The organism is Agrobacterium rosae (genome assembly GCF_002915175.1).
Classification (GTDB): domain Bacteria; phylum Pseudomonadota; class Alphaproteobacteria; order Rhizobiales; family Rhizobiaceae; genus Agrobacterium; species Agrobacterium rosae.
The window spans coordinates 64,120-85,493 of sequence record NZ_NXEJ01000012.1 but is presented as its reverse complement, the minus strand read 5'-3'; the positions used below and the strand labels follow the sequence as shown (position 1 = coordinate 85,493).

The window sequence follows — 21,374 nt, the reverse complement described above, 5'->3', positions numbered from 1 at the left end:
CCGCGTAAGTCGTTGCTCCGTTCTTTTTAGTGTAAGATTTAGATTTCCTCATCTTTTACCTGCAATTACCCACTATGCGTCAACGCATTTCCTCTCGTTCCGCATTGCGGCGGCTGTTCAGGGAGCGTTGTGCGGCGAAACCCTCCCATTTTTCAAGAGACAGCTGCTTAAGGCAAAGTTGGTCACCGGGAGTTTCAGATAAAAAAGGATCGATCCTGCGCAGAAGCGCTGTAAACAAAGACCTTCTCTGTGGTGCGGGCGCCTCTCTCACTGCGGCCAGTAGATCGAGCGTGTGCTTCTCGGCGCGCTTTCGCCAAAGGGCGGCAAAAGCGGCCTTGCGGATACTGTCTTCGATTTCATCATCGAGAATTTTATGGACGTGAAGCAGTAAAAAGTCCGGTCCCCCAAATCCTGCGATCTCGCAGGCGGCGACACGATCGGATACGTCGGTGCTTGAAAACATTGTTTCCACAATGTCGACTAGCTTATCCTTCGGCGCTCGCCGCAACGCGCGTGCAATGGCAGCTCGAACCACATTGCTCTTTTCGACCTTCATGTGCGTGCAAAGACGTTCAGTTCCTATTTCTGGATCAAGTGTGATGATCAGCTCAACAATTTCGCGCCGCCAGCGAGGAGTACCTTCAGTCAAAGCGATCGACGCTGCCTCCAATGCTGCCTCGCGGTCAAGCTTCCACAGGCCCTTCAACGCTGCTGCTCTTCGGTCGGGCCGGTAGGGCAAAGGAGTTAGGGCATAGTCCAGGAGCATATCATGTGCCCGCTCGGTGCCAATCTCCGGGAGAAATTCAAGGTAAGCGAAGCTGTGTGGCAAACGGTTCTGTCCGATCCAATCACGAAGTCTTGCCGACACCTCATGATGTTTGTCCGTTCGCAAGAGTATAAGAAATACATCCCACGTGAATTCCAGATCCTCGGCGACATTCGCCTCGTGCCTGAAATGAGACAGTATCGTCTCAATCGCAACAGGCGTGTTTACGACTAGCAGAGCATTGACGGCAGCTTTGCAGTTGCTTTTGCCGCACGCCAACATTGAGGCCAGAAAGTGCACGAATTCGGCTGACTGTTCTCCCCTGCGAGACAAGCTTGCAGCGACAAGATCTGCCACCGGCAACACTGGGTCGATATCTTTTAGATTTGCAGTTATGAAATCGAACGCTTCTGCGCTTCCCGAAGAAATTAACTGCCTGAGTGCTATTGCCGCTGAGATAGGATCTGAAAGGACGCCCGGCTGCGGGATAGATATCGCAACTGCTGTTTGTGAGCGGGACGCAGCCAGCCAAAAGGGTATCTGCCGACCCGACTTTATCGCAGCAACATCGATACCGTCATAGTCGCCGCGATAGTCAAGGATCTCCACGGCTAGGATCCATTCATCCTCGCTGGTGCCGTTTGACGATCCGGCGACCGCTTCGCTCGCAACGCGTCTTACGGCCGCCGTAACAGCTTCTGACGGATGTGCGGCAGCTTGAGAGAGCCCGATCCACCGTGCGGCGCTGTCGGGATGGCAAAGCGCAGCAAGCACGAGGTCCTCGTATCGTTTGCCACTAATGCGCCGCAGCAGTTCAACAGCATCCGTTGTTACGTCATCATGTCCTTTGATGTCCTCCAGAAGAGACAGTCTGCCAAGCGCTATCGCATAAACGTCCTCTTCAAAGGGTGTCCCCGCCTTGCTTTGCAGGGCCAGAAGATGGTCATGTCGTGTAACGCTTAGCACAAAGGAAAATGGTGAATAAAAGTCATTCGGATGACGATAACGCTCGCCCTCGATGATCCCACGGACTTTAATTGTCAGTTCACCCAGCCAATGGTTCCACAGCGGGTCATCGATTTCGTCTTCGACGCCACGAAAAGCACTCTGGGCGGTTCTTGACACTTCGCCGTCGTCCGCAAGTATTTGCAAGAGCGCGTTCCGGAATTGGTCAGGTTTTTTGAAGAGCAGTGGACGTGCCCACCATGAAGTGGTCCCTTTTCCTTGCTTGATCCCTGCCGTCATCACGGCGAGCGCCTGATCGGGATCAAGCTCGCATAGAGCTGCGAATGCCGCCTGCTGCATCCAGTCCTCTTCTATAGCCAGCCAGTCCTTGAGTGCTGGAATTTCGGCCTGATCACGGAACCGCCTCACTGCATAGGCAAGGCTTCTCATTCTTTGCTTCGGCATATGTTCGATCAACATCGCCTTGTGTAAAGACCAGATCGGTGAGCCAGCTTCTGGCCTTATGCCAACCAACATATATGCCAGACCGTCCAACGGATCTCCACGAGACACCGCGTGCTTCAATCGAGCGTCTAGCCATGACGGGGACAGATCCCCGCATCGACGGAGCGCACGCATGGCATCTTCTCGACTGTTGAGATCCGGGTAATCGCGGTCGGGCTCGTTTTGAACTTCCTTGTTTTGGAGCCATCGATGGCGGTCGCAATAGACTGTCCATAGCCGGTCCAAAAGTACAGGTGATGGGACCGATTGAGCGAGAGCTACGCCAGCATCTTGCAAGATTGGACTATCTTCCTTCAGTAGCTGTCCCGACACGTCGATGGCATCCTCGCGGGCGACTTTTAGAGACTCGACAAGTGCTTTCATGACGATCTTAACTTGCCATAGCGGCGCGTTTGCTTTTCCCATCTCTCGTAAACGCTGTTCCAACGGCTTGGCGGCTCTTGCTCCAAGAGTTGGGACGAGAAGTAGATAAATCCCCTGCATGTGCGCGTGTTGGACAGGATTGCCCTCCAGACGACGCATGAGCATGGTGCAATCTGACAGATCGGCTGCAGTGGGCGAGGCCAAAGCCAGCCAAAGATAGTCCATGGCCACGTAACCCAACGACCTGCCGCCTATGGTATGCTTGCTCTCATACATTGCTTCGATGATGTCACATAGATGCTTGGCATCGATCTTGCTCTTGCGACGCAGCCGCCTGAGTGTCACGGCCACCATCCAGTTCAGCACGCGGTCGTGCCAGATTTCAGCGTCTGCACCATCCGTCCCTGCGATGATCCCCGCGCGCTCTAGCCGTATGCGCATGTCGCTATTGATGCCGAGCTTCGTGCGGGTGGCTGCATCCCAGGGATATTCGCACTTTCCATCAATGGTTGCGGACAGGAGTTCGACGACCATGGCCTCATCGTCTGGGTGGTCCACCAGACCTCTCAGCTTCCAAACCTGGTCGTAGTAGTTCTCGAAAATTTCGTATTCGTTCTGGGGCGTAAACGTCTCTGAGACCTCGAACTGAGCGTAAACGCGAGCGAGGACCGGCTTGCAAAGCAGTTTTCTCAGATCATCAGGCAAGTCATTGAACGGACGGTCTCGCAATCGCAGAAACTCGCGAAGCTGAACGAACGAGAAGTCGCCAATGGAGCGCACCTTCGAATGTTCACTCCCGATTTGGCTGGAAACTGCCGCTCCCACATTTTCTGGAACCGACATGACGAGACGAAATCTCCCATGCTCCATTATTTCGAGTGAAAGTTCGCGCGCCTCCTCCACCGTCTGAACATTATCGACGAAAATGATCGCCAGTGGCAGGTTGGACGATTGGTCTTCTACTGAGTCTCCAATGACGGACTTCTGCACTCGCGCGTGAACCACCTTCAGGGAAACATCCTCGTCGTAGCCCATTCCATCGATCCAGAGCCTGTTCGCGGCCGACTTAAGCGTCTTGTCTGCATCGCCTTTGGATCGTACAATAACGCTGGGCAAGCCCGCGCGCATGGCGGCCTCAGCAGCGGAACACAGAGCCCACGTTTTCCCGCTGCCGCTACCGCCGGAGAACAGCGTTACGGTTTTTTCGCCAAGCTCCAAGAGCGGACGCACGTCGTCTTTGCGGCAGTAGCCCAAGGACGTCATTGCGACGCTCATAGCCGAAAACAAGGCGCGCGCGAGCTTAGACCGATCACGGATGGGCTTGGAGACGAGGCCCGCCTCTGAAAGTAGCTCTTCAGGCGTGATCTCGATATTGCCGACGGCAGACTTGTCGAGCAATATGCCGTAAAGCTCACGACGCTTAGCTGCAATATTTTCGCGGTAGTCAACGACGACCTCAAGAAGCGCATCGATTTCCGCAATGTAGGCATCGTCGGTAGCCTCCATTTTAACCGAAAAACCGGAAAGTAACCGCCTTACTTTTTTGCGATGCTCCTCGGTATTCTTGTCCGTCTCGCCAGCAAGCTTGCTGCAAATGTGGTCGAAGAATGCGAGATCGGTGCTCGGATAGTCCAACGGATCTGCGGTGCTCGGATCAGTGGGCGCATTGAAGAAAGAGCGTATCACTTTGGTGTCAAGGCTGGCCCCGGGCACGCTGGTTTCGGCCTCGGCGGCCAGCTTCTCGATGACGCGGAACAGCTCGTCGTATCGAGCACCTTTGCGGCCGTCGGTCACAAAACGAAAAGATGCTTGGCTGTCATCGCTCAAATCTGGCACGGCCTTCAGTAGGTCAGGCAAAACCTCCGAAATAACGTCCTTCAAACTCCAAGTCCGTCCTGCTGATCGGGTCTTATATTGTTCTATCAAAAGGTGGTCGCCGTCGAGTACGGATGCATCTCCAGCGCCAGGCTCCAGTGTAATCACAACAGTAGAGCTATCTTCGTCGGAACTGGGGCTGAGCGTCGCACGCGAAATGTGAGCAAGATTAGCGAGGAACTGGTAGAGGAACCCGTTGATAGCTGCCGGCCCCCCGGGTGCAACCGACTTAAAATTGTGCGAGACAGAGTCGCCTAGATTTGACTCGCGATCATTGCCCGTAGTATCCAAAATACTTTCTCCAAATACAGGGCTCTTCCTAAAACGAAAGGTGCCTGATTATATATAGTCGTCATAAGCACTCGTAAGCTTAGCGCACCCGATTTTGATGGCCACGCAATGTTAATACCTCACGGCCTAGACCTCCGTTGTCGGTCCAAAAAATGGGCGCCAACTTGGCGCATCGGAAGCCTTACCAATGATCGGTAAGGGAACCTCCGGTGTAAACCAGTGTGCAAAAGTTAGCAGGTTGCGGGCGGAAGTAGCGTTAAAGGCTTCCGCCTAATTATGATCCAATGTGGATGATTAGCCGCAGGACCTACGTTTCCGCCACCATATACGATGCTTTAATGTCCTCAGCTGCCCTCTCGAGGCCAGGATAGACAGTACTGGCTTTAATATTGAGTTTCGCCAGTTCCTCCAAGATACCGGCTTTATTCACCACGTTGATCCGGTGGATATCAAGGCCGCTTATTCCGGTTTCTGGTAGCTCGGCGTTTATTCCAAATACCAAGAATGCTCCCGCCTGAGACGCGATACGCTCATGCGTACTTCGACCGCGCACGAAGAGGATTTCAGAAAGGTCGCTCGGGTCAATCTTGTCCTGAAAATGAGGTTTCTCTCTCCGCACAAAATCGAGAAGTCGTTTGCAGCTTTCCTCCTCCTTAAAATCATCAACAGACATTTTCTTGTCGATGTTATTTTTCTGATCATTCGTCAAAAGCGTAACGCATGAAATCAAGCTTATCTTGTCGGAGTCGAAATACTTTACCTCTTTTGCTTTTGTCGTCAGGATAATTACCTGCCCGGGCTTGTTCTTGTCGTCGTCCTTTGCCTTCGGGTCCGCGCAACTGAAATAAAGAGCGATAAGTGGATTTGAGGTGAGGTCCAAGAGCCGAGTCGGGAGTCCATAGTGCTGCATTCGTACTAGGTGATCAAGCATCGACCGATCGTTGGCAAACTCCCTTGCTTGTGCGCTCATCAATTCACGCACAATCACGTCTTCTTTTGTGAGCCATTTCCAAGTGCCATTTGGATGTTTGCGAAAAAGCGTCGGCGTGAGCGAATAGTCGTTCCGATAGTGGCCTCGATATAAGACTGACACGTCCGGCGACGAATTGATCTCTCCTATTTCGCGAAGAAAATCGCTGATGGAGTTTACCTCCGGAATATCTTGCCCGACCATCATGGAGGTCGAGATCGGCGCTAAGCCGACATCGACATGGGCCGTTGCCATGGGAGCTACAGCATTAATCGTGATCGTTTCGTCAAGTGCGTCCTCTGGAACGGACAGGCCGGCGCCGTTTAAAAATTCCTGTAGCGATATAGTCTTCAAGGCCCAATGGGTCCTGTAAAGTTCCCCACTGCCTAATCCTAGCCGTTTCTCGAACTCACTACGGCCTTTCCTGACAAATTCCATCCGATTAAACACATGCGTGATCTCAAAATCAAACCGAATGTCGCGATTTTTAACGCTTACATTCTTGATTCTCCCAAGCCTACAGTCAACGTAGTAGGTTAGGTCATCATCCTCGAGTGACTGCATTTCGCTCATAAATACAGTTGGAAAGTCTCGCAATCGCGACAGCGTCTCGTCCGTCACTGGCAAATACTCTGCTTCAATTGATTTTTCGGTATATTCCAAAAACCGTGCAATTTCGAACGATGAACTTCCGATCTCTCCTGCAGACTTTCTATAGTCTTCGAAATTTGCGCGAATTATTAGATTAAGCATTCTGTTCCCCCTGACTGCTTCAAGTAGTGGAATAGCAGTTTCTATTTAAGATTGTGTAACAAGGGTCATCACGAGCGACCGTGTTCTAGAGGGCGATCCCGGCTCCAGGCGAATTGACACTCTACGCCGCTCCTCACTTCGGCCAGAGATATTTGCGTTAGCGCCTCGCCCTCAAGAGTAAGCGCGTCTTTCTATGCACATTGATTGTGTTTAAGCATGGAATGTTCGGTGCTGATTGACAATCATCGGGTCCGGCCCGGATAACAACATCGCCGATGACAACATCAATCACCGAAATTGAGCCGCCAGAACCGGCTTGCGTGCAAACAGCGGCTCCGGACGACGCGGAGCGCTGTCGCTCTCGAGCATCGCGACGCCAGCCAAATAGCTGCGATGGATGAATTCCAATGCGATGTGCGATCGCTGAAACACTGGCACCCGTTTCCATCGCCTCTGCAACAGCACGTTCTGTGAATTCATCCGACCAACGTCGGCGCAACTGCCTCGGAGCGCCTTCCAAGCGCTCAGGGACAGCCTCGATCATATGAAAGTTTCTGGTTCCAGAGCTAGACGCAGACATAGAAGCTCACAGTTCGTGAATCGTCTATCTGCAATACAGCCGCAAGCTCTAACTACGCCACATGGGGTCAGCTTGCCGGTTACTTGCTATGTCATCGACGATTGGCTTCACAGTGCCGGGGGCGAACCTTTGTAGCACCCAGCATAAATGGAGGCTCTTGGCCGTGGCTTCGTCTTGCCGAGCAAGTGCTAATGTCCGATTTAGCGTAATGGTGGCCGAAACCTATCAGGCCAGGCGGCCCCATCTCGGCCAGTCACCAGAGCAAACTCATGATTCAAAAGGCATATTCGCCGCGAATATGACAACTGAACGACCGGGTCGTCGGTTCGGATCCTTTCAAGGCGGGGTAAACAAAGCAAGTGTTCGCATTTACAGCGGCATGAAATAGGGATATGATTTATCCTTAATTCGTTGCCGAGCACTCGCATGATCCTCAAGAGCCAAGTCGAATGGGCGTTACATTGTTGCGCCATTCTCTCGGGCCTTCCCGAAGGCCGATATCTTTCAACTAAAGCGCTCGCTGAGCTGCATGGGCTTCCGAAGGAATATCTGTCGAAAGCGCTGCAGAGCTTGTCACAGGCCGGCCTTGTCCACACCACGCTTGGGCCATCCGGCGGATACCGTCTCGCCAAGGCCGCGAATGAACTGACCTTCCTCGATGTCGTTGAAGCTGTCGAGGGTAGCGGTCGAACCTTTGTTTGCCAAAACATCCGGGCCAATAATCCCTGCCGTCCGAAAGGCCATTGCGAGAGTGGACCTTGCGCGATTGCCCGCATCATGTGGGAAGCCGACGAAGCGTGGCGTTCCTCCCTTCGAAAGGTGACGTTCGCGGATCTTGGCACGATCCTGCAACAGGAAATCACCCCAGAAATCTGGTCCGGGACCTTTGAGTGGGTTCTGAAGCGTGCCGGCTAAGCTCGACCCGATGCCTTATTCAGCGGCGAATTCCCTACGATCCCAAGATAACTTTGTGCGGGCATCGCTAGTGACAGGCCGTGAGTTGCACAGCGCTGATGGACCGTATCGATAACCTCGTTGCGCGCCGGCGTCCGGGCTGCCGGGGCCGTGACCCGAAACTGAAGCTCCACATCAATTGCGATCGCGTCGATACCCTTAAGTGCAACAACCGGAGCCGGTGACTGGACGATGCACTGACACGTCTGCAAGGCGGACTTAAGGATTGCCTCGACCTCGGCTGGTCGGCTGTCGGAGGTGATACGGATCGGCAGGATAACGAGATGGCTCTCGTCAGGTTTTGTAAGGTTGGTCAGGCCGACTTTGGCAAGCGTGCTGTTGGGAAGCACAACGAGATTGTTTGCTGATGTCAGAACCTGCGTCGATCGCCAGTTGTTCTGAACGACACGTCCTTCGGTGCCATCGGCCAGCTGAATCCAGTCTCCGATCGAAAAAGGCCGCCCGAGCGTCAGTGCGATGCCCGAAAACAGATCACCAAGCGTGTTCTGCAACGCCAGGCCCAAAATGATTGCCACGACACCGGATGTGGCAACCAGGGTGCCGATTGGGGCACCGAATACAAAACCGACAATCGACAGCGTAACGCCGAGATAGACACCGGCAACGATCAGATCCTGGATCAGCCGCGCTTCCTGCGGGCGGCGATCAAGGACGATGTAAAGGCGGATGAAGCCAATGGTCGCCCAGGCAAGATGAACCCACCACAGGACGCGGGACGCAGTGCCCATGTAGAGCGCGAACCCATCGGTTTCTCCGGGGATTACGCGGTGTGGCGGGATGCCGCTCACAATCAACGCTGTCGTCATGGCGGCGAAAAACAGGATCTGGACGATCAGTCGGGCCGTCGGTCTCTGCTGCCCCTGTAAATGCCATACGAGAATCCCGAGCACGCCGAGGAGATCGACGGCCAGAAAGGCCGGCATCAGCGAATTGTAAGCCATTGCGGGTCCCTTGCCTTGAAAAGAAGAAGGACCTGGGCTGCTCTAGTACCCGGTCCCTGACTGATTTCACTTCTTTATCGGATAGGTCAGTTCCGTCTGGGTGGTATCGACCACGAAGACGGCAAGAAGTTTGGCGGGCTTCGTGTCGCTCCCGTTCTTGCTGACGCCGTGCTGGTCGCCTGGATATTCCGAAAAACTCTCGCCGGCTTTGTATTCTTCTACAGGCCCATCATTAACCTGGCTAAGGACGGAGCCTTCAAGCACGGTCGCATAGATGAAAGCCGAATCCGGATGGGTATGGGCATCGGAGAAGCCACCCGGACCGTATTCGACGAGTACGCCCTTCATGCTCTTGCCGGGCACATTCGGCAGTTCGTGTTGATAGACGAGTGTCACCTTCGAGGCGGAGCCGCCTGAGGTGTCGTGAGCACCGGACGTACTGGTTATGAGAAAGAATGCGGCGAAGGCCGCAAGGCAGGGTCTGATCATAGTATTGTTCCTGTTCAAATGAGCGGAGCTTTGGGCGGGCTACTTTCGCGGCGCCGTTGCAAACCATTGATCGAAGCCGATTTTGCCAAGCCGGGGATTGGTTTCGGAGACAAGGGATCCGTCATCGAGACGCGCCCCGAAATATTTCGCTTCTGGATCGGCGACAACCTCGCGGCTGTCTCCTGTCAATTGCAGATAACGGGCGACGAACTCGTTGAGGCGGAAGCGATCCGGACCAGCGATCTCGACAATTCCGGCGGCTGGCGTAGCAAGCGCAACGTCCGCCATCGCGTCGGCGACGTCATCAGAGGCGATCGGCTGAACAAAGGCCGGTGAAAGGTGCACCTTGTCCCCGACAATACTCGATTGAGCGATACCGCCAACGAATTCCATGAACTGCGTGGAGTGGACGATCGTGTAGGGAATGCCGCTTTCCCTGATCAGCTTTTCCTGGACGAGCTTTGCCCGGAAATACCCGCTCTCCTGCAAGCGCTCCGTCCCAACGACGGAAAGCGCGACATGATGTTTGACGCCTGCTGCCTTTTCCGCTGCCAGCAGATTCCTGCCGGAGGCTTCGAAAAACTCCATGACCGCCTTGTCCTCGAAGGATGGCGAGTTCGCAAGGTCGAGTACGACCTCGGTGCCTTGAAGTGCTTTTGCAAGGCCTTCGCCGGTGATGGTGTTGACGCCGGTGTTCGGAGAGGCGGCAATCACCTCATGGCCTCTGGCGCGAAGGCGCTCGGTCGTTTTGGATCCGATAAGTCCGGTTCCACCGATGATGACAATTTTCATAACTGTTTTCCCTTGAGGTGATGAGTGCCGAATGGACTTGGAAATGGCTGCTGTTGTGGAAAAAGGCCTCAGCTGAGGCCGGCTTTCTCCAGGCCGTAAAGCTTGTCCGCCGAACCGGGCACGGCCTTGAAGGCGATGCTGACACGGTTCCACGCGTTGATGGTCATGATCGAGAAGGTCAGATCTGAAACTTCCTTCTCTGACAGCTGACCGCGAACGCGCTCGTAAAGCTCGTCCGGAATGCCGCCTTCAGCCAGTCTGGTGACCGCTTCGGTCCAGGCGAGGGCGGCGCGCTCGCGCGGAGCGAACAGGTTCGATTCCCGCCAGATCGCGACGTGATAAAGGCGAAGCTCGCTCTCGCCGTGGATCTTGGCTTCCTTGACATGCATGTCGAGGCAGAAGCCGCAACCGTTGAGCTGGGAGGCCCGGATGTTCACAAGATCGCGGATCGACTGCTCGATGACGCTGTCCTTCAGCGACAGGCTGAGGTCCGACAACTTCTTGAAAAACTCCGGGGACTGGGCTGCATAGTTCAGGCGCTGTGTCATGAAGATCTCCATCTATTAAGGATGCAAAATATCCTTATGGATATACAATATCCGTAATAGATGGACACGCAACCAAAACCGCTCTAAGCTGCTCGCATAAGCTTTATGCGGGGAAGTATGAGGGGGATGACGGATGGATGTGGTTGCTGCCTTGCGAACCTTCCTGAGGGTTGCTGAGACTGGGTCGTTTTCAAGCGCAGCGCTGGACCTCAGTTTGACTCAGCCTGCGGTGTCCCGGCAAATTTCATCGCTGGAGGCGCATTACAGCACCCGGTTGCTGCATCGGAGCACCAACGGTTTGTCTCTGACAGTGGAAGGCGAGCAGATGATCCCGATGGCCCGCAAGGTTATCGACGCCATGGAGGCGCTGGGTGATGCAACGGTAGCTGAAAGCGTGACGGCGTCCGGCCGCGTAAGGATCAGCCTCCCGGCCCCGCTCGGATTGCATGTCAGCGAGCGCCTGCCGGCGCTTTTGAAACTCCATCCGCGCCTGACGGTCGAAATCGTGTTTCGCGAGGACCCGTCGGATCTTGTCGGCGAGGGAATAGACATCGAAGTTCGTCTCGGTGACGTTTCCGACAGCAGCTTGATCTGTCGCCGGCTTGGCTGGACGACGGCCTATCTTGTTGCGTCGCCCGGCTATGTCGCAGAGCGAGGCCAACCTCGTGACCCAAGCGAGATCGCAGAGCACGACTGCATTTGCTACAGCCGCGGCGGTGAAACGCGCGCATGGATATTTGCCGATGGTGCCGACCAGGTGCGGGCAGCGATTAGTCCGCGGATGGTTTTCAACAATCCGACTGCTGTCTATAGAGCGACCATCGCGGGAGGAGGGCTGGCCATCCTATCTCACATTCTCGTTGCCGAAGACATCGCATCAGGGAGGCTCATCAACGTTCTGCCTTGTCTGCCGCCGGCACGGCTGCCGATCACCGCAGTCTATGCTTCACGTCGAAATCTTCCCATGCGGGTCCGCACGGTTCTCGATTTTCTTGCCGACGCAGTCAGGGAGGACGCATTAATGACTGGCGCGGCCTGCTAACGGACAGCCTTATCTGGCTTAGACCAGTCACCGAGTACCCAAATTGCTGAGTCGTCGGTTCATAGTGGTTCAAGAGCGTAATTCAGGAGTGTCTGCGTTTGACCTTAAGCGGACTTATCAAACTGCGACATGTTATTTTCTTCATTGTGTTCGGAATAAATGCGCCTTGAATTCCGTATACTAAATCATGGACCCGAAGAACCAACCGTTTGACGTTATTGGACAGCTATCGAGCCTGAGGCGCTATGCTCGTTCCCTCGTGCGTAACTCCAACGATGCTGACGACCTCGTTCAGGACGCGCTTGTCAAAGCATACGAACGTCAAGGCTCCTTCAAAAGCGGTGGCAACCTGCGCCACTGGCTCCTGTCCATCCTGCACAACACGCATATTGATCGCTACCGAACCTCGTCTGCACGTCAGCGCAGGGACGATGTGGTGTCGGCAGAAGCTGGGTTGTCCTATCCGGCACCCCAAGAACAGAGCGCGTACCTGTCACAAGTAAAGGACGCGTTCATGCGCCTACCGGACAAACAGCGCGAAGCCTTGCATCTCGTGGCCGTCGAAGACCTGTCTTACCAAGAAGCTGCCGACACGCTTGGCATTCCCATCGGCACGTTGATGTCACGGGTCTCGCGTGCGCGCGCTGCGTTGCGGTCCGGCGAGATTCCGAACCAGCCCCGCAGTCATCTCAAAATCGTAGGAGGCGGCCATGAATGAGCACGACCCCGTACCAGAATTCGATCTCGACGCCTACGTTGACAACCAGCTCGACCCTGCAGGTCGCGTGCGTGTCGAAAAACATCTGGCCAACGATCCTTCCGCAGCGGCAAGGGTTATGGCCGACCTTGCGACGCGAGGCGCGTTGCGACTGGCTCTTCAAGGCGACGAACAACCATCGCGACCCCTCAAGGATGCCGCTCATCGTCTGTCCAATGCACTCTCACGCAAGCGCATGTGGTCGAATCTTCAGCGCGTTGCGGCCATCGGTATTCTGGTGACCACGGGATGGATCGCCAATTCCATCATCGGTCCCTTCGCCGCCACGGATGTCGTCGCATCTGTCCATCCGCCTGCCTTCGTCGAACAGGCGATCAAGGCGCATCAGACGACGCTCATCCGCGCAGCTATGCCCTCACAGCCGGAAGTCAAACACTTCGACGCGGAAGACATCCGGTCAGCGACGGCTATCACCATGCCGAAGCTACCAGACGACTGGGAAGTCGTTGATGTGCAGGTATTTCCCTCTGACTTCGGCCCCAGTGTCGAGATGAGCATCGTGACGCAGGAGGGGACGCGGATGTCCCTGTTTGCAGTTCGACCGGGAACATTCACCGTCAAGCCGGTCGTCAACGTCAATATCGCCAATTCCGAGGCTGCGTATTGGCAGATCGGCGAGATCGCCTACGCGCTTGTTGCAAGTGCTCCGGATACGGGGCTGGCGGACGAAGCCGAACTTCTCACGAAATCGTACTTCTAAAACTGACACAGGAGCTTTCATGTACAACAACGAACGGCGTTACGGCGCAACTACACTCCAATCCGGAGCAGCCTTCGATGAGGGCCTGCGCCAGCACATGCTGCGCATCTACAACTACATGGGTCTTGGCCTTGTGGTTACCGGCCTTGTTGCACTCATCGTCGGCAGCACGCCAGCGCTCTACGTGCCGATCTTCTCGACTTCCTTGAAATGGGTCGTGATGCTCGCACCACTGGCATTCGTCTTCTTTTTCACATTCAAGATGCAGACCATGTCGGCGTCCGCTGCACAGATGACCTTCTGGGCGTTCTGTGCCGTCATGGGCCTGTCACTGGCATCGGTGTTCCTGGTGTTCACGGGCGCTAGCATCGCCCGGACATTCTTCATCACCGCCACGATGTTCGGAGCCACCAGCCTCTACGGTTACGTGACGAAACGTGATCTTTCCAAGTTCGGGTCATTCCTGATGATGGGTCTGATTGGTGTCGTGATCGCGTCGGTCGTGAATATCTTTCTTGGCTCCAGCGCCCTGCAGTTTGCGATCTCGCTCATCGGTATCATCGTGTTCGTGGGCCTGACAGCTTACGACACGCAGAATATCAAGGAGCAGTACGGCGAACATGCCGATCACGAATCACAGCAGAAAATGGCGGTCTTCGGTGCTCTCTCGCTCTACCTGAACTTCATCAATATCTTCCAGCTTCTGCTGAACTTCACCGGAGATCGTGAAGAGTAATTTCGCTACATAGGAGTGCATGAGATGGATAGAAACGATCAACAGGCTATCGAGAACCTTTTTGGCAAGCTGGCAAAGGTCGAAAGCCAGGTGCCCCACCGGGACGGAGACGCCGAGCGCTTTATCCGGGATCGGATTACCTCCCAGCCTGGCGCTCCCTACTACATGGCGCAGACCATCGTCGTTCAGGAACAGGCTTTGGAGAAGGCGCAGCAGCGCATTGCCGAACTGGAAGCTCAGAACGTCCAAAGCCCAGAACCTGTCCAGCCACAGCGCGGCGGCATGTTTTCTTCGATGTTCGGTAGCAACGCCGCGCCAGACAGAACTGCTGGCGGTTCATCTGAAGACCGTCCTTCTCCGTGGGGTCAACGATCTGGCTCGCAGCCTACGCAGCAGCGTGGCGGCGGTGGCGGATTTCTGGCTGGAGCCGCCCAGACAGCGGTCGGCGTTGCGGGTGGCATGATGCTCGGCAATGCCATCATGGGCATGTTCGGTGCGGATGAAGCACAGGCGGCAACGCCTGCACCTGAAGCTCCGGCAGAACCTCCCGCTGAGGATGTCGATGACGGCGGTGATCTCGGCATGGACGAAATAGAATTCTAGTCTTCGAACTCTAGCATTGACGACCGCCCCGACGAAGGCGGTCGTCACCATTTCTGCGCTCTTCCAACATATAACGCTCCGCCGCTCCTGGCGGTGTTCTTGGATTTTTCCAGTAGAAGGAAATGCCGCCTGAAACGGTCGGCTTTTGACAATGATGATATTTGAATGGATGTCCGACCCAGCCGCCTGGGCGGGTCTTGCCACCCTGATCGTCCTCGAAATCGTGCTGGGGATTGACAACCTCGTCTTCATTGCCATTCTCGCAGACAAGCTTCCCGAACATCAACGTGAAAAAGCCCGCTTGATCGGTCTCGGTCTCGCACTCGGCATGCGGCTCATCCTACTGGCTTCCATTGCCTGGATCGTCACGCTGACCGCGCCTTTGTTCACCGTTCTAGGCGTCGAAATCTCAGGCCGTGACCTCATTCTGATCTTCGGCGGTGTGTTCCTGCTGTTTAAGGGAACCATGGAACTGCACGAGCGTCTCGAAGGGCACACCGAGCGCAAGGATGGTCCCGTCGAACATGCCATCTTCTGGCAGGTTCTCGTGCAAATCGTGGTTCTCGACGCGGTCTTCTCCCTCGACAGCGTCATCACCGCCGTCGGCATGGTCCAGCACCTTTCGGTCATGATGATCGGTGTCATTGTCGCCATGGGTGTCATGATGGCAGCCTCCAAACCGTTGATGGCTTTCGTGTCGAAACATCCGACCGTCGTCATCCTGTGCCTGGGCTTCCTGATGATGATTGGCTTCTCGCTGATTGTCGAAGGCCTGGGTTTCCATATTCCAAAGGGCTACCTCTACGCAGCCATCGGCTTCTCGGTCCTGATCGAAGCATTCAACCAGGTCGGACGTCGCAACCGCGAACGGTTCGTCACGACTGGCGACATGAGAGAGCGGACGGCCAACGCAGTCCTGTCATTGCTCGGCCGTCGTCGTGGAGAGCCGCAGCTCGGTGAGACGGCAGACCTCATCGCCGAGCGTGCGACCGAAGGCGAGTTGTTCACCACGGTTGAACATGAAATGATCGAAAGCGTTCTGACGCTGGCCGACCGCCCGGCCAAGTCGGTTATGACACCGCGACTGGACATCGACTGGCTTGATATAGACGACAGTGACGAAGAGCTTCGCCGCAAGGTGATAGAGATGGGCCATTCCCGGTTCCCGGTTGCCCGTAGCAGTCTCGACGAATTTCTCGGGGTGGCACTGACGAAGGACCTTCTTCGCGACTTTATCGAACACGGCAAGTTCGATTTCACCAAATCGCTTCGCCAGCCGCTTGTCGTCCATGAAAGCATCAACGCGCTCAGATTGCTTGAGCAGCTTCGCAAATCGCCCCTGCAGGTGGCGATGGTGCTCGACGAGTTCGGCTCGGTGGAGGGTATGGTCACACCGACCGATCTGTTGGAAGCCATCGCAGGTGATTTTGCCGATGACGACGAAGATCAGTTGGCGGTCGAGCGGGGCGAGGACGGCTCGCTTTTGGTCGATGGCTGGATCGACATCCGCCACGTCTCGAAGCTTCTGGACATCGATTTGGTGGACGATACGGATCGCTATTCCACGCTCGCAGGCCTAATCCTTTGGAGACTTGGACACATGCCCACTGTCGGTGAAAAGGTGGCGTTCGGAGGGCTCGTCTATGAAGTAATCGCGTTGGACGGACACACCATCGACAAGGTCAAGATTAGCAAAGTCGACGAGGCCAACAAAATTTCCGAGGAACCATGACGCGCCTTAACCCGTTGTTTTATCAATCGAGCAATGCAGCTCATATAAGGAGAGCGACAATGGGTAGCACCATGGACAAGGTTAAAGGCAAGGCCAACGAAGTTGCTGGCGAAGCTCGTCAGGCCGTAGGCGACGCGACCGACAACCGCGAGATGGAAGCCAAGGGCGCAGCCCAGGAAGCCAAGGGTCATGCACAGCAGGCCAAGGGCGAAGCGAAAGAAAAAGTGAAAGACGTTGTCGACCGTGCATAATGCTCACGTCTAATTCTCAAAAAGGCTCCGGACTTGTTCGGGGCCTTTTTTGATTCCGCGTCGTGGCTTTTTCGGATCATCCGACGACCTGAGCGATGGCTAACATTCGCCGTCAGTCGACGATCAGCTAGGTCGCGGGTGCAGGACTTGGACATCGGCTTTCAGTTCGGTTCATAAAGCGATGCAGGACGTCACGCGCGATGACCTCGCTACAGCGTTTGCTTCACACATGGAGAGCGAATAGATGTTCCGCAAAGTAGCAGTGATGAAAAATACGAGAGCCGGATGCCTCGTGGCATTCTCGGTCTTGTCCACGACGGCTGCATCGGGCGAACAATTCGACCGAAGCGTAACGGCGCTGACAAAGGCCTCCTTCGTCCATCTGAAGGTCGCGTATGGCTGCCAGCGTCACCTTGGAGTGGCCCGTTATCACGAAGCCCATATCGCAGTCGAAAACGCGTTGCGGGCAACCGGTCTGCCGACACATGTCGCGATGGCGGCTGCGGAAGATCTCGCAAAGGAAGCACGAGCGTCGAACCTTCGAATGCCAGATCGTAGCTCTCAGAAATGTTTTGCGACCTTTGTTCATACAAAGAACGATCTTAATCGGTGGCGTGCGATCGTCACAGCACCGCCGTCGCCTCAGCCGAGATGATGTTGCAGTTTCAAGGTTGAGCGAAGGGGCCAGACTACCGGCACTCTCGCCGCTCTTCACCCGCAGGTGCCTGACCGGAATACACCCATCCCATCGCTGTGGATGCATTTGATTTCAGCCGTGTTCCGGAGCTGACTGGGATTTTAGCCCGCCCCTTTACGGCGCATGTGGGTCAACAGGCTGGTGGTTGGTTCGTCCTGGAGCGAGAGGCCTTTGGACAGTGAAATGCGTGACCGCCAACGGACGGCTTGACGGCCACGTCTCCACTCTATATTCTAATGACCTATAGAATGATGGATTATTTGATGGCAACTGAACATCAACTGGAACTGGCTGCTGCGATGTTCAAAGCCCTCGCGGACCCTTTGCGGCTGAGGACATTGGTTTTGTTGGCCGAGAAGGAACGCGGCGTCAGCGAACTTGCTGACATCGAGGCGGAGAAAATCGGCACGGTTTCGGCGCGATTGAAAGTTCTTCGGACAGCGCAGCTCGTGAAGCGGCGCCGGGAGGGGCAGAATGCCATCTATTCTATCGCGGATCATCATGTCCTTGCGCTGGTTGAGAACGCTATCGACCACGCCTGTCATCATTAAACATCAGAGGAGTTCACCATGAGCAATTGCAATCTTCCACATCATGATCACCACGACCATAAACACGGCGCCGGCTGCGGCCACGTGGCCGTCAAGCATGGCGACCACATTGACTACCTGCATGATGGACACCTCCATCATCCGCATGGCGATCATATCGATGAACATGTGATCGAAGTGAGTGGTGACAACCCCGATGGCTGCCGTCCGATCAAGGACCATGTCGGCCACGATCATGGCCGTGTCCACGGCCCGGATTGCGGCCATGAAGCCGTGCCGCATGGTGACCATGTCGACTATCTGGTCGACGGGCGCCTTCATCACCAGCACGGCGACCATTGCGATGACCACGGTCCACTCGAGGTCGTCGCCGCCTGATGTCGGTCTGGCGTGCGTTCGAGAACGCACGCCATTTTGCTGTCGATTGCATCCAGCAGTCCAGCTCCTAAGCGGCTTGAGGCTTAACCCCTCACGGTGCCTGCCAAGAGCGAACGCAGCCTCTGCGTACCATCTTATGACAAAAATCTCTTGAATATTCGAACGACGGGGGTTGCGCGCGCTTCAAGCTGCCCATAAACGTTATAGCATTACAAAATTGTGTCACTCAGTGGCATCTTGCGAGTGGAGTTGTAGTGTCGTTGTGACTGAAGCATGCCTGACCTTTGACAATCTGACCTTGGGTTACAATCGCCATCCTGCTGTACATCATATGAATGGCGTTGTGCGCAAAGGAAGCCTGGTGGCCGTCGTTGGCGGCAATGGGTCAGGTAAATCAACCCTGATGAAAGGTATCGTCGGCCTGCTGAGGCCCATGAGTGGGGCATGCTCGATAGCACCGGGCACTCGCTTCGCGTATCTGCCTCAGCTCTCCGAGCTGGATCGATCATTTCCCGCTTGCGTGAATGACCTAGTGTCTCTCGGGCTCTGGCCCAAAAGAGGTCTGTTGGGTCGACATTGCGCAGAAGACAGGCGATCGGTATCGCAAGCGTTGATGGCCGTAGGCCTTGGAGGTTTCGAGAAGCGCTCGATCGATACCCTCTCCGGCGGTCAGATGCAGCGAGCCTTGTTTGCTCGTGTCCTCGTACAAGATGCTGATTTGATCCTGCTCGATGAGCCATTCAACGCTGTCGACGCCAGGACGCTTTCTGACCTGATCGGTGTCATCAAACACTGGCAGGGTCAAAGCCGCACTGTCATGGTCGTTGTGCATGACCTTGATCTGGTGCGCGAGCATTTTCCCGAGGCGCTTCTACTGGCGAGACGACCGGTCGCATGGGGCGAGGCGAGGCAGACATTGTCCGCGGAAAATCTCCTGCGCGCACGCCAATTCGGTGAGGCCTGGGACGAGAACGCCCCATGGTGTGGCCAGTCAGGTCCCCATTCTCATGAGGCGGCGCATGGTCATGACATCATCGCTGCGCAAACTGCGCGGGGTGGATTGTGATCGATATGTTTTATGACACTTTTATCCAGCCTTTCGTAGAGTTCGGTTTCATGAAGAGGGCGCTGTTTGGCGCGTTCATGTTATCGCTCAGCGCTTGCCCGGTCGGCGTCTTCCTCATGCTGCGTCGCATGAGCCTGACGGGTGACGCAATGGCGCATGCGGTCCTGCCAGGCGCGGCGGCTGGCTTTTTGCTTTACGGCCTTGAGATCATACCCATGACCATTGGTGGTTTGGTTGCCGGCGTTGTCGTTGCACTTGGCGCAGGTGCCGTCGCCCGGTTCACAATCCAGAAAGAAGACGCCTCTATGGCCGCCTTCTATCTGATTTCACTTTCGCTTGGTGTCCTCATGGTCTCTATGCGGGGCTCGAGTGTCGATCTGATGCACGTCCTGTTCGGAACGGTGCTGGCGTTGAACAATGATGCGTTGATCTTGATTGCGATTGTGTCAGTGACCACGCTTTGCGCCCTTGTGATATTTGGACGCGCGCTGGTGGCTGAATGTATGGACCCACTGTTTTTCCGCTCCGTGTCACGCCTGGGCTCGCCGGTCCATTTCCTCTTTCTTGGTCTCGTCGTGACTAATCTGGTCGCAGGATTTCAGGCGCTTGGCACCTTGCTTGCCGTCGGCTTGATGATCCTGCCTGCGGCTGGCGCACGCTTCTGGACGCAAAGCGTTGCAACGATGTGTCTGCTGTCGGTTTCTATCGGGCTATTTTCTTCAGCCGCGGGCCTGTTGTTGTCCTACCACGCATCTTTGCCCTCGGGACCAGCGATCATGTTATCGGCAGGTTTTGTCTACCTTATCTCAGTTATTGTGAGCCCTCGCGGCCTGCTTCTGTCGCGCCTGCGGCGCACCGCTCACCGTAGCGCTTGAACTGCATTGGAAACATTATGAAGAACGTCAAAAGGTTCATAACCACCTTGGCCGTCATGTCACTTGCGTCATTGGCTGTTCCCGCGCTCGCGCGTGCGGAAAAGCTATCTGTCGTCGCCAGTTTTTCGATCATCGGCGATTTCGCGAAAGCTGTCGGCGGCGAGCGGATCGCTTTGCGAACTTTGGTTGGGCCGAACAGTGACGCCCATGTTTACGAGCCAAAGCCGGCCGATGCCTTGGCTCTGGCAAAGGCGGACGTCATTCTGGTCAACGGGTTGCTCTTTGAGGGCTTCATGGACCGTCTGATACAAGCAAGCGAAGCCAAAGCTAAAGTGACGGTTCTGACCGAAGGGGCGGACATCTTGAATGACCCGGCAGGTGGCCATTATCACTACGTCGACGGAAAACCGATCTTTCATGCAACGCCAAACGATCCCCATGCCTGGCAGTCTGTCGGCAACGCGAAGATTTATATCCGCAACATCGCCAAAGCCTTTTGTGATGCAGACGCACCGGGCTGCTCGACATATGAAGCAAATGCGTCCGCTTACGAAGGACAATTGACGGAGCTCGGCAATGAGATCGAAGCTGCCGTGAGCGCTATCCCGCAGGAGCGGCGTGTGGCGGTTGTCGCACACAATGCCTTCCGCTACTTCGAGCGAGATTATGGCGTGGCGTTTCTGGCACCCCAAGGTGTTTCAACCGAATCCGAAGCATCTGCCGCAGACGTCGCCTCGCTCATTCGTGAGATCCGCGAGAAGCGTGCTGCTGCTGTCTTTGCAGAAAATATCTCGGATGCGCGCCTCGTTGAGCAGATCGCATCGGAAGCGGGACTAAAGCTTGGCGGCACCTTGTATTCGGACGCCCTGTCGCCTGCCGATGGACCTGCACCGAGCTATATCGAGATGATGCGTTATAACGTCCAAACCCTGAAAGTTGCGATCAACCGCGGCTAAGACCCGTCAGATCAGACGGAGAAATCCATAACGTCAGCGTTATGTAATATCATTAAAAGGAGAGATGAATGAGATACTTAACCCGAGGCGTATCTGCGCTGGCGCTATCTGCGACCCTGTTGGGGTCGGCTGCTTTTGCCCAGGACGATGAAGACAGCGTAACGCTCTATCGCGTGTTCGTCGGCGACCATAAGGG

General features: G+C 55.4%; 21 protein-coding genes. 13 read left to right on the top strand and 8 right to left on the bottom strand.

The features are described from left to right. Positions 1-79: 79 nt before the first annotated feature. The 3 genes from CPJ18_RS23150 to CPJ18_RS23140 form a co-directional block, all read right to left on the bottom strand. Positions 80-4,480 carry a hypothetical protein gene (locus tag CPJ18_RS23150; RefSeq protein ID WP_103660160.1) on the bottom strand — a complete coding sequence of 1,467 codons (4,401 nt, stop codon included), beginning with the start codon at positions 4,478-4,480 and terminating at the stop codon, positions 80-82. A 592-nt stretch (positions 4,481-5,072) separates the two neighbouring features. Next, positions 5,073-6,488 (bottom strand): FRG domain-containing protein, encoded by a 1,416-nt coding sequence (locus CPJ18_RS23145; RefSeq protein ID WP_103660159.1) that lies wholly within the window; start codon positions 6,486-6,488, stop codon positions 5,073-5,075. 157 nt (positions 6,489-6,645) lie between these two features. After that, positions 6,646-6,936 (bottom strand): transposase, encoded by a 291-nt coding sequence (locus CPJ18_RS23140; RefSeq protein ID WP_245445487.1) that lies wholly within the window; start codon positions 6,934-6,936, stop codon positions 6,646-6,648. A gap of 558 nt (positions 6,937-7,494) precedes the next feature. On the opposite strand from CPJ18_RS23140, the gene CPJ18_RS23135 reads away from it, so the two are divergent. Continuing rightward, positions 7,495-7,983, top strand: a complete 489-nt coding sequence (locus CPJ18_RS23135) for an RrF2 family transcriptional regulator (RefSeq protein ID WP_103660157.1) — start codon at positions 7,495-7,497, stop codon at positions 7,981-7,983. On the opposite strand, the gene CPJ18_RS23130 is transcribed toward CPJ18_RS23135, so the two are convergent. The 4 genes from CPJ18_RS23130 to CPJ18_RS23115 form a co-directional block, all read right to left on the bottom strand. Beyond that, the gene (locus CPJ18_RS23130) at positions 7,980-8,984 is read right to left on the bottom strand and encodes a mechanosensitive ion channel family protein (protein WP_103660156.1); all 1,005 of its coding nucleotides are present in this window, start codon (positions 8,982-8,984) and stop codon (positions 7,980-7,982) included. The genes CPJ18_RS23135 and CPJ18_RS23130 overlap by 4 nt on opposite strands. Positions 8,985-9,050: 66 nt before the next feature. Beyond that, the gene (locus CPJ18_RS23125) at positions 9,051-9,473 is read right to left on the bottom strand and encodes a cupin domain-containing protein (RefSeq protein WP_103660155.1); all 423 of its coding nucleotides are present in this window, start codon (positions 9,471-9,473) and stop codon (positions 9,051-9,053) included. A 39-nt stretch (positions 9,474-9,512) separates the two neighbouring features. Continuing rightward, positions 9,513-10,265, bottom strand: coding sequence for an SDR family oxidoreductase (locus CPJ18_RS23120; protein WP_103660154.1), 753 nt, complete (start codon positions 10,263-10,265; stop codon positions 9,513-9,515). A gap of 68 nt (positions 10,266-10,333) precedes the next feature. Further along, the gene (locus CPJ18_RS23115) at positions 10,334-10,813 is read right to left on the bottom strand and encodes a carboxymuconolactone decarboxylase family protein (protein ID WP_103660333.1); all 480 of its coding nucleotides are present in this window, start codon (positions 10,811-10,813) and stop codon (positions 10,334-10,336) included. A 133-nt stretch (positions 10,814-10,946) separates the two neighbouring features. Here CPJ18_RS23115 and CPJ18_RS23110 point away from each other — a divergent pair, with 133 nt between their 5' ends. From CPJ18_RS23110 to CPJ18_RS27290, 9 genes are all read left to right on the top strand, one after another. Next, complete coding sequence (locus CPJ18_RS23110) at positions 10,947-11,855, top strand: LysR family transcriptional regulator (protein ID WP_103660153.1); 909 nt, start codon at positions 10,947-10,949, stop codon at positions 11,853-11,855. Between the two features lie 187 nt (positions 11,856-12,042). Beyond that, the gene (locus CPJ18_RS23105) at positions 12,043-12,573 is read left to right on the top strand and encodes a sigma-70 family RNA polymerase sigma factor (protein ID WP_103660152.1); all 531 of its coding nucleotides are present in this window, start codon (positions 12,043-12,045) and stop codon (positions 12,571-12,573) included. Continuing rightward, positions 12,566-13,333 (top strand): anti-sigma factor family protein, encoded by a 768-nt coding sequence (locus CPJ18_RS23100; protein WP_103660151.1) that lies wholly within the window; start codon positions 12,566-12,568, stop codon positions 13,331-13,333. Before CPJ18_RS23105 ends, CPJ18_RS23100 begins: the two co-directional genes overlap by 8 nt. Before the next feature lie 19 nt (positions 13,334-13,352). Continuing rightward, entirely contained in the window at positions 13,353-14,069 is a 717-nt protein-coding gene (locus tag CPJ18_RS23095) for a Bax inhibitor-1/YccA family protein (RefSeq protein WP_103660150.1), read from the top strand. A gap of 24 nt (positions 14,070-14,093) precedes the next feature. After that, the gene (locus CPJ18_RS23090) at positions 14,094-14,672 is read left to right on the top strand and encodes a DUF2076 domain-containing protein (protein WP_103660149.1); all 579 of its coding nucleotides are present in this window, start codon (positions 14,094-14,096) and stop codon (positions 14,670-14,672) included. Positions 14,673-14,826: 154 nt separating this feature from the next. Then, positions 14,827-16,404 (top strand): TerC family protein, encoded by a 1,578-nt coding sequence (locus CPJ18_RS23085; protein WP_103660332.1) that lies wholly within the window; start codon positions 14,827-14,829, stop codon positions 16,402-16,404. 59 nt (positions 16,405-16,463) lie between these two features. Beyond that, entirely contained in the window at positions 16,464-16,655 is a 192-nt protein-coding gene (locus CPJ18_RS23080) for a CsbD family protein (protein WP_103660148.1), read from the top strand. A gap of 244 nt (positions 16,656-16,899) precedes the next feature. After that, positions 16,900-17,310, top strand: a complete 411-nt coding sequence (locus tag CPJ18_RS23075) for a hypothetical protein (RefSeq protein ID WP_103660147.1) — start codon at positions 16,900-16,902, stop codon at positions 17,308-17,310. 305 nt (positions 17,311-17,615) lie between these two features. Beyond that, positions 17,616-17,903, top strand: coding sequence for an ArsR/SmtB family transcription factor (locus tag CPJ18_RS27290; protein WP_245445470.1), 288 nt, complete (start codon positions 17,616-17,618; stop codon positions 17,901-17,903). A gap of 3 nt (positions 17,904-17,906) precedes the next feature. Here CPJ18_RS27290 and CPJ18_RS27285 read toward each other — a convergent pair whose 3' ends face one another. Then, positions 17,907-18,242 (bottom strand): hypothetical protein, encoded by a 336-nt coding sequence (locus CPJ18_RS27285; protein WP_167397969.1) that lies wholly within the window; start codon positions 18,240-18,242, stop codon positions 17,907-17,909. Between the two features lie 301 nt (positions 18,243-18,543). Here CPJ18_RS27285 and aztA point away from each other — a divergent pair, with 301 nt between their 5' ends. From aztA to aztC, 3 genes are read left to right on the top strand one after another with little or no spacing between them, the layout of a single operon-like run. After that, complete coding sequence (aztA, locus tag CPJ18_RS23065; protein ID WP_103660146.1) at positions 18,544-19,347, top strand: zinc ABC transporter ATP-binding protein AztA; 804 nt, start codon at positions 18,544-18,546, stop codon at positions 19,345-19,347. Positions 19,348-19,352: 5 nt separating this feature from the next. Next, positions 19,353-20,222, top strand: a complete 870-nt coding sequence (gene aztB, locus CPJ18_RS23060; RefSeq protein ID WP_103660145.1) for a zinc ABC transporter permease AztB — start codon at positions 19,353-19,355, stop codon at positions 20,220-20,222. Positions 20,223-20,239: 17 nt separating this feature from the next. Beyond that, a complete protein-coding gene (gene aztC, locus CPJ18_RS23055; RefSeq protein ID WP_103660144.1) occupies positions 20,240-21,178 on the top strand; it encodes a zinc ABC transporter substrate-binding protein AztC in 939 nt (312 codons plus the stop codon). Positions 21,179-21,374: the final 196 nt, after the last annotated feature.